Source organism: Rhodobaculum claviforme (genome assembly GCF_016653255.1).
Taxonomy (GTDB): domain Bacteria; phylum Pseudomonadota; class Alphaproteobacteria; order Rhodobacterales; family Rhodobacteraceae; genus Rhodobaculum; species Rhodobaculum claviforme.
Map to the genome: position 1 here is coordinate 1 of NZ_NHSD01000127.1, position 14,603 is coordinate 14,603.

Consider the following 14,603-nt stretch of genomic DNA (forward strand, 5'->3'; position numbering starts at 1 on the left):
CGCGTGACCGAGGGGCCGACCCCCCCCCGCGCGGCCGCGCTGACCCGCGCGCTGCGCGACGCGTTGGGCGCGCGCGAGGTCCGCGCCGCCCTGATCCTCCGCCACTCCGAGGACAGCCCCCGCGGCGAGGCGGTGGCGCTGTCGATCCGCCTGAGCGGCGATGCCGGGGGGGTGCAATGGCTCAACTCCGTGTCGCGCGGGGATCACCGGGGGCCGCCCGGCATCCCGACGGGGGGGCTGCTGCTGGTCCTCGGGGTGTCGCTGGTGTCGGTGCTGGGTGCGGCGCTGCTGCTGGTCCGCCGCCTGACGCGCCCGCTGAACGCGCTGGCGGCCGCCGCGCGCGCGGCCGGACAGGGCGACCGCGGCGTGCGTGTCCCCGAAGAGGGGCCGCGCGAACTGCGCGCCGCCGCCGCCGCCTTCAACGAGATGCAGGGCCGCATCGCCCGGTTCGACGCCGAACGGATGCGCACGCTGGCCGCCGTCGGCCACGACCTGCGCACCCCCATCACCAGCCTGCGCATCCGCGCCGAGATGCTGGACCCCGAGGACGCGGCCCCGATGATCCGGACGCTGGACGAGATGACGGTGATGGCCAGCGGGCTTGTCCACTACGCACGCGGCGCGGGCGACGGCGAGGAACCGGTGCGGGTCGATCTCGCCGCCCTGCTGGAGCGGCTGTGCAAGGAACGTGGCGCGGTGTTGCAGGTCGCCGTCGCGGCGCAGGTGCACGGCCGCCCGGTCGCCCTCGGCCGGGCCTTCGGCAACATCATCGACAACGCCCTCCGCTATGGCGGGACGGCCCGGGTGCGGCTGGAGCGCACCCGCGACGCGGTTCTGGTGCGCACCGAGGACGACGGCCCCGGCATCCCGCGCGAACGGCTGTCGGACATCCTCGAACCCTTCGTCCGCGGCGAGGACAGCCGGAGCGGCGAAACCGGCGGGGCCGGCCTGGGCCTGTCCATCGCGCGCAACATCATCGCCTCGCACGGCGGCGCGCTGTCGCTGGAAAACCGCGCCGAGGGGGGCTTGCGCGTCACGATCAGGCTGCCTGCGCCGGGCTAGACCCGCGCGCGCGTGGCGGCGGCGGGTCGGCCCTGCGCGCGCGCCGCCATGTGGCGATCCACAGGGCCCGCGCGGCCAGCCGCATCCCCCCCGATATTCAAGCCCGACACCCAAAGCCCGGGGCTTGACCGTCGGGGGGCGGGGTGGAATGCTGGGCGGGCATCGTGCGGTGCAAGGCATTCAGGCCCTGACGGCGGACCGGCGCGCAGCCCGGCCCCGCCCGAGGGGCTTTTTTGATGACCGGCCCGTGCGCGCAGTTGCGAGGTTTCCATGGCGCGGCGCGTGATCACCATCGGCTTGCTGTTCTCCGGCTCGGGGGCGTATGCGCGCATTTCGCGTGCGGGGCGGGCGGGGGCGCTGCGGGCGGTCGCGGCGGTGAACGCCGACCCGACCCTCGATGTGACGCTGGTGCCGGTGGCGCGCGACCCGCAGGGCAACGTGGACCTCTATGGCCCCTTGTGCACCGAGGTCCTGCGCACCACCGGCGCGCGCCATGTGATCGGCACCACCACATCGTGGTCGCGCAAGGAGGTCATCCCCGCGCTGGAACGCGCGGGCGGCGCGCTGTGGTACCCCTGCCCGTACGAGGGCTACGAGGCCTCGGACCATGTCGTCTATACCCACGCCTGCCCCAACCAGCACCTGATCCCGCTGTTCGACTGGGTGCTGCCGCGGTTCGGGGCGCGCGCCTGCCTGGTGGGTTCGAACTACATCTGGGGCTGGGAGATGTCGCGCATCGCCCATGACCTGATCGCCGACGCCGGCGGCGCGGTGCTGTCGGAGCGGTATCTGGCCATCGGCGACACCGATGTGGACCGCCTGATCGACGAGATCGCGGCGACGCGGCCGGATTTCGTGCTGAACTCGCTCGTGGGGCCGTCGTCGTACCGGTTTCTGGAGGAGATGGCCCGGCTGGCCGCGCGCGATCCGGGCTTTGCGCCCGACCGCTGCCCGATCCTGTCGTGCAACCTGACGGAGTGCGAGTTGGAGGGGCTGGGCGCGGCCGCCGAGGGGGTGATCTCGGCCGGGCCGTATTTCGCCGGGCACAGCGGCCCCGGGGCCTGGGGGGACCAGCCGCCGGGGGGGTTTGCGTCCTCGATCGAAGGGGCGGCGTTTCGCGCGGTGCGCGCGCTGGCACGGCTGCTGGCGCACCGCCCCGGCGCCGAGGCGCTGGACCTGGCCGGGCTGCTGGGCCCGGACGGCGCGCAGGGCGCGGCCCACGGGATCGACCCCGCCCATCATCACATGGCCCAGCCGGGGCTGGTGGCACAGGTCCGCGGCGGCCGGTTCGAGGTGATCGCCGCCACCCCCGCCATCGCCCCCGACCCGTATCTGGCGCGCGCGCGGCGCCGACCCGATGCGCGCGCGCGCCTGTCGCTGGTGCGGCCATGACCCGCGCCCCGCGCCGCCGCACCCTGCCGGAGCTGGGCGGCGCACGCGCGGTCATCCTGCACCGCCCCAACCCCACGGTCGAGGCGCTGACCCGCCAGCTGACCGCCATCGGCCTGGAGGTGACCAGCGTCTGGCCCGACCTTCCGGCGGCGGCGCTGGCGGCGGACTATGTCTTCTTCGACGCCGACATGGGCCATGACGAACAATTCCCCTGGGCGCCGGGGACCGCGCCGATGCCGCTGATCGCGCTGATCGGCTCCGAGGCGCCGGGCCGCATCGCCTGGGCCATGGCACAGGGGGCCTGCGGGCAGATCCTCAAGCCGGTGGGGGACGCGGGCGCGCACAGCGCGCTGCTGATCGCGCACCAGGTGTTCGAGGCGCGCGCCGCCCTGGCCGGGCGGATCGCGGACCTGGAACGCCGGCTGGGCGCGCGCCAGACGGTGGTGCAGGCGGTGGCCCTGCTGGGCCTGGCCGAGCATGGCGAGGACGCCGCCTATGACCGGCTGCGCCACCTCGCGATGGCCTGGCGCGTCCCGATCGAGGAGGCCGCCGCGCGCATCGTCTCGCACGGGCGCGGGCCCGGCGCCGCAGATCCCGACCCGCCCCGCCACACCCGCCGCTGACCGCGGCCAACCACCGACCGACAGAGAGGGACCATGTGCAAGAACTGCAACCACACCATCCACGCAGCCCAGCATCACTTCGGCTGGGACAACGCCATCGCGCCGGTTCTGCGCGCCGAGCCGGGCCAGACGATCCTGTTCCACTGCAAGGACAGCTCGGCCGGGCAGCTCGGCCCCGACAGCACGGTCGCTGATGTCGCCACGCTGGATTTCTCGCAGATCAACCCGGTCTCCGGCCCGGTCTGGGTCGAGGGGGCCGAGCCCGGCGACGCGCTGAAGATCACGCTCGACGGCTTTGCCCCGCAGATGCGCGGCGGCGCGGGCTTCGGCTGGACCGCCAACATCCCCGGCTTCGGGCTGCTGGCCGACCAGTTCCCCGACCCCGCGCTGCACATCTGGAAGTATGACGCAAGCAGCATGGAACCGGCCCTGTTCGGCCGCGAGGGGCGGGTGCCGCTGAAGCCCTTTGCCGGGACCATCGGCAACGCGCTGGCCGAACCGGGGGCGCATTCCATCGTGCCGCCGCGCCGGGTGGGCGGCAACATGGACATCCGCGATCTGGCCGCCGGCACGACGCTGTATCTGCCGGTGGAGGTGGCGGGTGCCCTCTTCTCCATCGGTGACACCCACGCGGCCCAGGGCGACGGCGAGGTCTGCGGCACCGCCATCGAGAGCCCGATGGACGTGATCCTGACCCTCGATCTGGTCAAGGGCGCCAACCTGAAGATGCCGCGCTTCACCACCGCCGGCCCGGTCACGCGGCATCTGGATGCCAAGGGCTACGAGGTCACCACCGGCATCGGCCCCGACCTGATGGCGGCCGCGCGCGACGCGGTGGCCGGGATGGTGGATTTCCTGTGCGCCACCCGCCAGATGGCGGCGGTGGAGGCCTACATGCTGGCGTCCACCTGCGGCGATCTGCGGATCTCCGAGATCGTGGACCAGCCCAACTGGGTGGTGTCGTTCTACTTTCCGCGCTGCGTGTTCGAATGACCCGGCCCGCGCGGACAGGCGCCTGAAAACCGGGCATCCGCCCCGCGCCCCGGCGCGGCGGAGGGCGCGGCGGAGGGGGGCGGGTCATTTCGCGCTTGACCTGCCCGCCGCGCCTGCGAAACTCGGGGCCTGACATAGTCCGGACCGACCGACCCCGCGTCCGAAGCGCCCCGCATCACCGGGGCCTTCCGCCACAAGGGATCGGCCGCAGAGATCCGGATCGGCATTCGCGCCCCCGTCCTGCCCGTCCGGTTTTCCGGCGGCGCAGGGCGGGGGCGTTTTCGTTTCACCCCTCCGGGATCGGCCGGGGGACAGGCGCAGGGGGCGCAATGACCGATGCGACGGGCAACCTTTCGCACAGCCCGGGCACACCGGTGCTGGAGGTCCGCGATCTGGTGACCGAGTTCACCACCGACGAAGGGCGCCTGCGCGCCGTCGACGGCGTCAGCTTCGCGCTGCACGCCGGACAGACGCTCGCGGTGGTGGGCGAGAGCGGCTCGGGCAAGTCCGTCACCAGCCTGTCGGTGATGGGGCTGCTGCCCGCGCGGATCGGGCGCATCGCCTCGGGCAGCATCCGGCTGGACGGGCGCGAGCTGACGGGCCTGCCGGAGCGCGCCATGCGCCGGGTGCGCGGCGACGACATCGCCATGATCTTTCAGGAGCCGATGACCAGCCTGACGCCCGTCTATACCGTCGGCGACCAGATCGCCGAGGCGATCCTGACCCACCGCGACATCGGCCGCCGGGCCGCGCGCGCGCGGGCGATCGAACTGCTCGACCAGGTCGGCATCCCGGAACCCGCGTTGCGGGCGCGCGCCTATCCGCACCAGCTGTCGGGGGGGATGCGCCAGCGGGTGATGATCGCCATCGCGCTGTCGTGCGACCCGCGCGTGCTGATCGCGGACGAACCGACCACGGGCCTTGATGTGACCATCCAGGCGCAGATCCTGGACCTGCTGCGGCGGCTGCAACGCGACAGCGGCATGGCGATCCTGTTCATCACCCATGACCTGGGCGTGGTGGCCGAGATCGCCGACCGCGTGCTGGTGATGTACGCCGGCCGCAAGGTCGAGGAGGCCGGGGTGGAGGCGCTGTTTGCGACCCCGCGGATGCCGTACACCGTCGGGCTGATGGGATCGACGCCGCGGCCGGGCGCCTCGGCGCGGCCGGGCGCGGCGCGGCTGCGCGCGATCCGGGGCAACATCCCCAGCCCGCGCAAGCTGCCGCCGGGCTGTGCGTTCCATCCCCGCTGCGACCACATGCACGAGGGGGTCTGCACCACCGCCCTGCCCCCGCTGGAGGATGCGGGCGACGGCCATCTGGTGCGCTGCGCGCGCTGGCGCGACATCGCGGGGGTCCCGTCATGACCGCGCCCCTGCTGTCGGTGCGCGATCTGTGCACCCACTTCCCCATCCGCGGGGCCACGCCGTTTTCGGCAAGGAAGATCGTGCGCGCGGTCGACGGGCTGACCTTCGACGTGCACCGCGGCCAGATCCTCAGCCTCGTGGGCGAGAGCGGGTCGGGCAAGACCACCGCGGGTCGCTCGATCCTGCGGCTGATCGAGCCGACCTCGGGCGAGATCACCTTTGACGGCGCGGATTTCCGGGCGCTGGGGGCGGGCGACCTGCGCCGGGCGCGGCGGCGGATGCAGATCATCTTCCAGGACCCGTTCGCCAGCCTCAACCCGCGCATGAACGTGGGCCGCATCATCGCCGAAGGCATGAAGCTGCACGCCATCGGCGATGGCGCCCGCGACCGGCGCGACCGGGTCGCCATGATGCTGGAGCGGGTGGGGCTGTCGGCCGATGCCATGACCCGCTATCCGCACGAATTCTCGGGCGGGCAGCGCCAGCGCATCGGCATTGCCCGCGCGCTGGCGGTGGCGCCCGACTTCATCCTGGCGGATGAGCCGGTGTCGGCCCTCGATGTCTCGATCCAGGCGCAGGTGCTGAACCTGCTGCAGGACCTGCGCGCCGATCTGGGGCTGACGATGATCTTCATCGCCCATGACCTGAGCGTGGTGGAATACCTCTCGGACCGGGTCGCAGTGATGTATCTGGGCCGGATCATGGAGATCGCGGACGCGGCCGACCTCTATGCCCGCCCCACCCATCCTTATACCGAGGCGCTGCTGTCGGCCGCCCCCATCCCCGAGCCCGGCGCCCGGCGCGCGCGCATCCTGCTCAAGGGTGAGACGCCCTCGCCCGTCGCGCCCCCGTCGGGCTGCGTGTTCCGCACCCGCTGCCCCATCGCGGGGCCGGAGTGCGCGCAAACCGTGCCAGGCTTGCGCCAGGTCGCCCCCGGCCACCGCGTCGCCTGCCTGAAACGAGGCTGAGGGGCGCAGCGGGTCAGCGCCCCACCGGCCCCACGCGGGGCCGACAGGAACAGACCCGACAGAGAGGGAGAACGACCGTGAAGAAACTGTTGATGCTTTCCACCGCGGCGGCGATGACCGCCGCCCTGACGATGCCCGGCGCGCTCTGGGCGGACCCCGTGCGCGGCGGCACGCTGAACGTGGGCCTGGCCGATGATCCGCCCGAGATGGACCCCCACCTGACCAGCTCCAACGCCTCGCGCACGGTGCTGCACAACATCTTCGCCACCCTGGTGGAGGTTGACGAGGACCTCCAGATCCAGCCCGAGCTGGCCGAAAGCTGGGAGGTCAGCGAGGACGGCACCGAATACACCTTCCACCTGCGCGAGGGCGTCACCTTCCACGACGGCACGCCCTTCGATGCCGAGGCCGTGGCCTTCAACTTCGCCCGCATGATGGACCGCGACTTCGGCTCCGCCCGCGCGGGCGAGCTGTCGTTCGTCGAGGAGGTGGTGGTCGAGGACACCCACCGCGTCACCGTCCGCCTGAGCCAGCCGTTCGGCGCGTTCCTTCCGGCGATGGCCAGCTGGTCGGGCATGATGGTCTCGCCCACCGCCGTGCAGGAGCTGGGCGCGGACTTCGGGCAGGCGCTGGTGGGCGCGGGCCCGTTCCGCCTGACCGAACGCGTGCGCGACGACCGCGTGGTGCTGGAGCGCTTCGACGGCTACTTCAAGGACGGGCTGCCGTACCTTGATCGCGTGATCTACCGCCCCTTCGTGGATGCGGAATCGCGCATCGTGAACCTGGAGACGGGCTCGATCCACATCATCAACACCGTGCCGGGCCGCGCCGTCCAGCGCCTGCAGGACAGCGACGACATCACGCTGAGCATCGTGGGCGGCCTCGGCTTCCGCGGCATCTGGGTCAACACCCAGTCCGAGGAGATGGGCAGCGCCGAGCGCCGCGCCGCCGTGTCGGCCTGCATCGACCGGCGCATCGTGGTGGACACGGTGTTCGGCGATGCGGCGGTGCCGGCGATCGGCCCGTTCTCGCCCGCGACCTGGGTGGTGGACAGCCCCGACGAGGCGCCGCACCGCGATCTGGACCGCGCGCGCGAGATGCTGGAGGCCGCGGGCGTGCCCGATGGCTTCTCGTTCCCGCTGCTGATCACGCCGGATGACGAAAGCATCCGCGTGGCCTCGATCTATGCCGCGATGTGCCAGGAGGTGGGCATCGACATCCAGCTGCAGCAGGTGGAGTTCGGCACCATCATCTCGCGCATGGGCGAAGGCAACTATGCCGCCGCCCAGATCGAGCTGTCGCCCCGCAACGACCCCGACCTCAGCTCGCACCCGTGGTTCCATTCCGAGGGCGGCGTGAACTTCAGCCACTACAGCAGCCCCGAGATGGACCGCATCCTGGATGCCGCACGCGCGGCCGTCGACCAGGACGAGCGCCGCGCGCTCTATCGCGAGGCGCTGGAGGTCTTCAACACCGACTTCCCCTACATCTTCACCTACCACCTGCAGGAGATGAAGGCCTTCCGCGACGAGATGCAGGGCTACCGCCACATCCCCGATTCCATGATGCGCTTCGAGGATGTCTGGCTGACCGCCGACTGATCCGTCCCTGACCCTGCGCCGCGGCGGCCCCCCCGCCGCGGCCCCCCTTTCGCAAGGAGGTCCCCCGTGGCCGGCTTCGTCCTTCGCCGCTTCCTCGGCATGATCCCGATCCTGTTCCTGATCACCATCGGGGTGTTTCTGGTGATGCAGGTGCTGCCGGGCGACCCCGCGCGCATGATCCTGGGCCAGGAGGCGACGCCGGAGTCGCTCGCGGCCGTGCGCGAGCGGCTGGGCCTGAACCAGCCGTTGCACATGCAGTACCTGTCGTGGCTGGGCAATGTGATGACCGGCGATCTGGGCCGGTCGATGGTGGACAATTCACCCGTGTCGCGCGCGATCCTGTCGGCGCTGCCGGTGACGTTGCAGGTCACCGGGCTTGCGCTGGTGATCGGGCTTCTGATCGGCGTGCCTGCGGGGGTGATCGCGGCCACCAGCCCGGGGCGGCTGGGCGACGGGGTGGCCACGTTCATCGGGCTGACCTGCATCTCGCTGCCGGGGTTCTGGGTGGCGATCCTGATGCTCTATGTCTTTTCGCTGTGGCTGGGGTGGCTGCCGTCCTCGGGCTTCGTGCGGTTTACCGACGACCCGTGGCAGAGCTTCCTGCACTCGCTGATGCCCGCCATCGCGCTGGGGCTGCGGCCCGCGGGGATCTTCATGCGGCTGGTGCGCTCCAGCATGGTGGAGGTGATGAAGTCCGATTACGTCCGCACCGCGCGGGCCAAGGGGCTGGCGGGCCATGCGGTGATCCTGCGCCACGGGTTGCGCACCTCGCTCATCCCGCTGGTGACGATCCTGAGCGTGGAGTTCGCCGCCCTTCTGGGCAATGTCGTGGTGATCGACACCATCTTCGGGCTGCCGGGCTTCGGGCGGCTGATCTTCAATTCCGTCCTGCGGCTGGACCTGACGATGATGCAGAGCCTGGTCTTGATCTTCGCGCTGGCGGTGATCGCGATCAACCTGCTGACGGACATCGTCTATTTCATCCTCGACCCCCGCATCAAGGAGCGCTGAGAATGAACCGTGTGCTGCGCCGGATGCTGCGCCGCCCGCTGGGCGCGCTTGGCCTGTTGATCGTCACCGCGCTGGTGGTGGTGGCGGTGTTCGCCCCGCAGATCGCGCCCCACGACCCCACGCGCCCGGACTTCACCGCGATCCTCGCCGGTCCCTCGGATGTCTATTGGCTGGGCACGGACGAGCTTGGGCGCGACATCCTCAGCCGGCTGATCTGGGGGGCGCGGGCGTCGTTGCAGGCCGGGCTGATCGCGGTGCTGCTGGCCGCCGGGATCGGCGTGCCGATCGGGCTGGTGTCGGGGTATTTCCGTGGCCCGCTCGATGAATACGTCGTGATGCGGCTGACGGACGCGATGATGGCGTTCCCGGTGATCGTGCTGGCGCTGGCGATGACGGCGGTGCTTGGCCCCAGCCTCTACACCGCGATGATCGCCATCGGCATCGTCTATTCCCCGATCTTCATCCGGCTGGCACGCGCCCAGACCCTCAGCATCCGCGAGACGGAATACGTCGAGGCCGCCCGCGCGCTCGGCAACCGGCATCTGGGCATCATGCTCAAGCATGTGCTGCCCAACATCGCGAGCCCGCTGGTGATCCAGATGTCGGTCAGCATGGCCACCGCGATCCTGGTGGAAAGCGCGCTCAGCTTCCTCGGGCTGGGGGTGCAGCCGCCGACGCCCAGCTGGGGGTCGATGCTGCGGATCGGCACCAACTACATGAACGACGCGCCGATGATCTCGTTCTGGCCGGGGCTTGCGATCTTCATCGCGGTGCTGGGGATCAACCTGATGGGCGACGCGCTGCGCGATGTCCTCGATCCGCGCAACTGACACACCTGATCCCTGCGCGGCCCCGAGGCCACCGGGCGGACCGGCCACGCCGCCCGGCGGCGCTCAGAGCGCGGCCGTGACCATGATCTCCACCCGCATCTCGGGATCGCCCAGGGTGACGGCGCAGCAGCATCGGGTGGGGGGCGCGCCGGGGGTGACCCAGGCCTTCCATTCGGCGTCCATGGCGGGGAAATCGGCCATGGTGGTGACCCAGACCTCGGCCGTCAGCAGGCGCGACTTGTCGGTGCCCGCGCGGGCCAGCAGCGCGTCGATCCTGGCCAGCGTCTCGCGCGTTTGCGTGGCCACGCAGCCCGCCTCGTCCGAGAACTGCCCCGAGAGGTAGACCACGGAGTTGTGGATCACCATGCGGCTGCGGCGGTCGTTGACGTCGAATCGTTGGATGTCCATGGGTCTTTCCCTTGTCAGGCTTCCAGCCCGGCCTTGCGTGTCTCCAGCGCGGAGACGATGTGGAACCCGATGCTGCGGAACGGCTCGGGGGCGATCAGATTGGCGGTGCCCATGGCGTCGGTGACGGCCTCGGGGGTTTCGCGGCCGGTCATCAGCCCGGCCAGGTGCCAGCCCAGCATCGTGCCCTTGGTGATGCCGCTGCCGTTGCAGCCGCCCGAGGCGAACAGCCCCTCCGCCAGCCGCCCCCACCACGGCGCGCCGTTCATCGTCAGCGCGGTGGTGCCGCCCCAGACATGGGCAAAGGGCACATGCGCCAGCGCGGGCCAGCGCCGGATGAAGCGGTCGCGCAGCCGGGCGGCGGCGGCGTCGGGGGCGATTTCCCCCTCCAGCGCATAGAGCGAGCGCACCATCAGCCGGTCACGGCCCACCCGGCGCAGCGTCGTGCCCAGCCGGTGGGCGGGCAGCACCCCCCACGCGGGGTCCGCGCCCAGCCGCGGCAGGTCGGCCTCGGCCACCGGCGCGCTCAGCGCGGCATAGGTGTAGATCGTCGCCATCCGCAGCTTCAGATACCCGAAGCTGCGGATGAAGCCGTTGTTGGCCAGCGCCACGCAGCGCGCACGCACCACCCCGCCCGGCGTCGTCAGCCGCCAGCCCGCGCCGTCGCGGTCCAGCCGCGTGACCGGGCTGCGTTCATGCAGCGCCACACCCTCGGGCAGGCAATCCGCCAGCCCCTGCACCAGCGCCGAGGGTTGCAGCAGATAGGTGTCGTTCACATGGATCCCGATGCGATAATACTCCGTGCCCGTGCGGTCCGCGATCTGGCGGCGGTCCAGCACCTCGTGGCGGATGCCGTTGGCGCGGGCGACCTCGATCACGCGGCGCAGGGATGCCTCGCCGGCCTCGGTCGCGGCGGCGCGGATGGAGCCGACCTGGCGCAGGTCGCAGTCGATGCCGTGGGCGTCCAGGATGCCGGTCATCCACTCGAACGCATGGCCGAACAGCGCCGATTGCCGCCGGGCCTTCTCGGCGCCCGGCAGGGTGGCGTTGCGCGGCAGCACCTCGGGCGCGGTGAAGCCCGAATTGCGCGCCGAGGACCCCTGGTCGACGGTGCCCGCCTCCAGCACCATGACGCGCGCCTGGGGGTCGATCTCGTGCAGGCGCCGCGCGACGGCCAGGCCGGTGAAGCCCGCGCCGATCACGGCGAAATCCACGCTGGCGTCGCGCTCCAGCGCCGGGTGCGGGCGGCGCGGCGGCAACATGGCGGACCAGCCGCAGGTGCTGGAATAGGTGGGATACATCTGGGACATGGCGGCCATGCTGCGGGGGGTGGGGGGGGGCCGCGGATGTCCGCGGCCCCGGGGATCGCCCGGAAAGGGTCAGTCGGTGAAGTGGGTCAGTTCCGTGACCAGCGGGCCCAGAGACATGGAGCCCCTGAAGTCATGCCCCCAGTCGAGGTTTTCGCGCCGCGCCCACACACCCGCCGTTTCCGTCAGCGGGATCGCGCAGACGGCCTCCACGATCAGGCGTTGGGCCTCCTGCCACAGCGCGATCTGCCGGTCGGGATCGGTTTCCGTCCGCGCGGCCTCGATCTGTTCGTCGGCCACGTCGCAGTGGCTGAAGTTGGTCACGGCGGTATCGGTGCCGATGATGCTGCGGGAGTGGAAGAACTGCGTCAGATACACGTCGGCGACCGGAAAGCGCGCCGCGCCATAGGTCACCAGCGGGCTGAGGTCCTGGCGGATCATCTGGTGCCAGGTGGCGTGCTCCACCGGCTCCAGCGCCAGGGTGATGCCCAGCTCCTCCAGCTGTGCCTGCAGGATCTGGTTGGTGGTCTCGTAGCTGGGCAGCTGGGAGGCGACCATGCGGGTCTGCAACCCGTCGGGGAAACCGGCCTCGGCCAGCAGCTCCTGCGCGCGCTCGGGGTCGAAGGACAGATGGCCGTTGTCCTCGGTATAGCCGAGATTGTTGGACGGGATCACCGATTTCGCGACGCGGGTGAAGGCATCGCCACGGAACTGCGCGATGCGGCCGGCGTCGATGGCATGGGCCAGCGCCTGACGCACGCGGATGTCGTCGAACGGCGCGCGGGTGATGTTGATGTTCAGCAGCGACAGCTCGGCCGGGTCGAAGATGTCCACGGTCGCGCCGTCGATCGCCTCGGTGCGCGCCAGCCAGCGCGGATCGGCAAGGCCGGTGATCGCGTCGACCTCGCCGGCCAGGAACGCCAGATCGCGCGCCGATGCCGCCGAGAGGAACCGGTACGTCACCCGCTCCAGCCGGGGCGTGCCGCGGAAATAGTCCTGATGGGCGGTGAAGTGGACGGCCACGCCGGGTTCGATCCGGTCGATCTGGAACGGGCCGAAGCCCACCGGCTCGCGCGAGAACGCGCTGCCGCGCTCGGTGTAGGCGGCCTCGCTGACGATGAACCCGCCGGCATAGTTGGCCAGCAGCCCCAGCACGCTGGGGATCTGGCGCGCCAGCGTGATGCGCACGGTATGGGGGTCCAGCGCCTCCACGCTTTCGATCGCGGCATAGTCGCTGGCAAAGGCCGAGCGCGCGCTGTCGGCGGATTTCGTCAGGCTGAAGACGACGTCATCGGCCGTCACCTCGCCGTAGCCGTGCTGCCACTGCACGCCCTCGCGCAGGGCGAAGGTCCACACCAGGTTGTCGTCGCTGGCCTCCCAGCTCTCGGCCAGGTCGCCCTCGATCTCGGCGGGGTCGGTCGATCCGGGGGCAAAGCGCACCAGCCCGCCGAACACCAGCGCGACCAGCGTCCGGTCGGTGGTCGAGGCCGCGTAATGCGGATCCAGGTTGCCGATGTCGGCCGCCGCCGCACCCAGCCGCAGCTCGGTGCTCTGGGCCTGGGCCGTCGCGGGCGCGAGCGCGGTGCCCGCCAGAAGTGCGGCGATCAGAACGCCCTTGTCAAACGAGTAGCGCATCCGTTGTCCCTCCCTGTTGGGTCATCGTGTCGGTGGTGTCGTGCTTCAGCGCCGCCAGCAGCGGCGCAAAGCCGTCGGCCGTCAGCCCGTCGAGCGCGGCCAGAACCGCATCGCGCCGGGCCGCGGGAACATTGGCCGCAGCGATGCGGCGGAACTTGTCGGTGATCTGCGCGCGCGACATCGGGTTGGCGACATCGCCCAGCGGGTGGTGCACCGTCAGCGCCCGCGGGCCGTCGCCGTGGTCCACGATCACCCGGCAGGGCGTGCCCACCGGAAAGGCATCGGCGAAATCGGCATGCGCCGACAGCGTGATGCGCTCGGCCAGCGCCAGCACATCCGCGTCGTGCAACCAGGCCGGATCGACCGGCTGCAACGCCGTGACCCCATGCAGGGCCGCCAGCGCACAGCTGAAGTAATAGCTGTACTGCCCGGCCTCCAGCGTGGCGGGGCGGCGCGCATTGGACAGCCGCAGCCCCTGGGGAAACGTCTCGATCGCCAGGCTGACGACCGGCCTGCCGGGCTGGCGCAGCGCCGCGATGGCATCCACCGCGGCATGCATGTAGCGACAGCACGCATAGGGCTTCAGATAGCAGTGCAGGAGCGCCCAGTCCGCGCCCAGGCCCCCCGTCAGCCGGACGCGCGCGAACCGGTCGTCGCGGTCCAGCAGGTCCAGCGGCCCGGTGGCCCCGGCGCGCGCGCGGAACGCCCCCGTCAGGCCGGCGACGACGGCGGGGGGGATCGCCTCCTTGACCGTGCTGCCCTGATAGGCCGAGGACCCGGTGGCAAAGCTGATCGGCCCCTCGGCCCCGGCGATGGCCATGGCATGCGCCATCGCGCCCGCATCCAGCTCCAGAAGCCGCCCCGCCGCCACCGCCACCCCATAGCCGACCCAGCGCCCGCTGGCGTAGGTGTCGAAACTGCCCGTCGGCCGGGACGCGCCCACCCGCAGCGCCACGTCATACCCCAGCGCGATGGCGTCCAGGATCGCGGCATCGTCGGACCCCAGCGCCTGACCCACCGCCAGCGCCGCCGGGATCACGCCCGCGCCGGGGTGCCCCGCCGCGCCGCGGTGCCCGTCGTCGATGTCCAGCGCGCTGGCGGCGGCGGCATTGGCCATCGCCGCCCCGGCCACCGACAGCCCCATCCCGGTGAACCACACCCCGCACGGCCCCGGACCATGCAGCGCGGGCGCCGCCCCGCGCGCGGCAGTGGCCAGCGGCGTGTGCAACCCCGCCGCCGCCGCCCCCAGAAGGTCGGTGACCAGATCACGGATGGCGTCGCGCACCGCCACCGGCAGCGCCCCGCGCGGATGGTCGGCGGCAAATCCGGCGAGGTCCTCGATGGCGTGCATGCGGCTGTCCTTGGTTCTCGGGTCGGGGGTTCTCGGGTCGGGGGTGCTCAGCTCAGGG

At 71.6% G+C, this 14,603-nt stretch carries 13 protein-coding genes; 9 read left to right on the forward strand and 4 right to left on the reverse strand.

Annotated features, from left to right (window positions below; all coding sequences use genetic code 11):
- The 9 genes from CCR87_RS03515 to CCR87_RS03555 all read left to right on the forward strand — a co-directional run.
- Window positions 1-1,062 (forward strand): ATP-binding protein (locus CCR87_RS03515; protein ID WP_201156190.1); only part of this gene is annotated, 1,062 nt, incomplete at its 5' end.
- 270 nt (window positions 1,063-1,332) lie between these two features.
- Window positions 1,333-2,454, forward strand: a complete 1,122-nt coding sequence (locus tag CCR87_RS03520; RefSeq protein WP_201156191.1) for a transporter substrate-binding protein — start codon at window positions 1,333-1,335, stop codon at window positions 2,452-2,454.
- Window positions 2,451-3,077, forward strand: a complete 627-nt coding sequence (locus CCR87_RS03525; protein ID WP_201156192.1) for an ANTAR domain-containing response regulator — start codon at window positions 2,451-2,453, stop codon at window positions 3,075-3,077. The genes CCR87_RS03520 and CCR87_RS03525 overlap by 4 nt, the downstream gene beginning before the upstream one ends.
- A gap of 33 nt (window positions 3,078-3,110) precedes the next feature.
- Window positions 3,111-4,070 (forward strand): acetamidase/formamidase family protein, encoded by a 960-nt coding sequence (locus CCR87_RS03530; protein ID WP_201156193.1) that lies wholly within the window; start codon window positions 3,111-3,113, stop codon window positions 4,068-4,070.
- A 329-nt stretch (window positions 4,071-4,399) separates the two neighbouring features.
- Window positions 4,400-5,437 carry an ABC transporter ATP-binding protein gene (locus tag CCR87_RS03535; protein WP_201156194.1) on the forward strand — a complete coding sequence of 346 codons (1,038 nt, stop codon included), beginning with the start codon at window positions 4,400-4,402 and terminating at the stop codon, window positions 5,435-5,437.
- Window positions 5,434-6,405, forward strand: a complete 972-nt coding sequence (locus CCR87_RS03540; protein ID WP_201156195.1) for an ABC transporter ATP-binding protein — start codon at window positions 5,434-5,436, stop codon at window positions 6,403-6,405. Before CCR87_RS03535 ends, CCR87_RS03540 begins: the two co-directional genes overlap by 4 nt.
- Window positions 6,406-6,482: 77 nt before the next feature.
- A complete protein-coding gene (locus CCR87_RS03545) occupies window positions 6,483-8,006 on the forward strand; it encodes an ABC transporter substrate-binding protein (RefSeq protein ID WP_201156196.1) in 1,524 nt (507 codons plus the stop codon).
- Window positions 8,007-8,072: 66 nt separating this feature from the next.
- Complete coding sequence (locus tag CCR87_RS03550) at window positions 8,073-9,017, forward strand: ABC transporter permease subunit (RefSeq protein WP_201156197.1); 945 nt, start codon at window positions 8,073-8,075, stop codon at window positions 9,015-9,017.
- A 2-nt stretch (window positions 9,018-9,019) separates the two neighbouring features.
- Complete coding sequence (locus CCR87_RS03555) at window positions 9,020-9,847, forward strand: ABC transporter permease (RefSeq protein ID WP_201156198.1); 828 nt, start codon at window positions 9,020-9,022, stop codon at window positions 9,845-9,847.
- Window positions 9,848-9,910: 63 nt separating this feature from the next.
- Here the strand turns inward: CCR87_RS03555 and CCR87_RS03560 are convergent, their stop codons facing one another.
- The 4 genes from CCR87_RS03560 to CCR87_RS03575 form a co-directional block, all read right to left on the reverse strand.
- Window positions 9,911-10,255: a RidA family protein gene (locus CCR87_RS03560; protein ID WP_201156199.1), complete on the reverse strand. Its 345-nt coding sequence runs from the start codon at window positions 10,253-10,255 to the stop codon at window positions 9,911-9,913.
- Between the two features lie 14 nt (window positions 10,256-10,269).
- Window positions 10,270-11,571, reverse strand: a complete 1,302-nt coding sequence (locus CCR87_RS03565) for an NAD(P)/FAD-dependent oxidoreductase (RefSeq protein WP_201156200.1) — start codon at window positions 11,569-11,571, stop codon at window positions 10,270-10,272.
- Between the two features lie 60 nt (window positions 11,572-11,631).
- Window positions 11,632-13,194 (reverse strand): ABC transporter substrate-binding protein, encoded by a 1,563-nt coding sequence (locus CCR87_RS03570; RefSeq protein WP_201156201.1) that lies wholly within the window; start codon window positions 13,192-13,194, stop codon window positions 11,632-11,634.
- Window positions 13,178-14,603 (reverse strand): MmgE/PrpD family protein (locus CCR87_RS03575; RefSeq protein WP_207186537.1); only part of this gene is annotated, 1,426 nt, incomplete at its 5' end. The genes CCR87_RS03575 and CCR87_RS03570, both read right to left, overlap by 17 nt.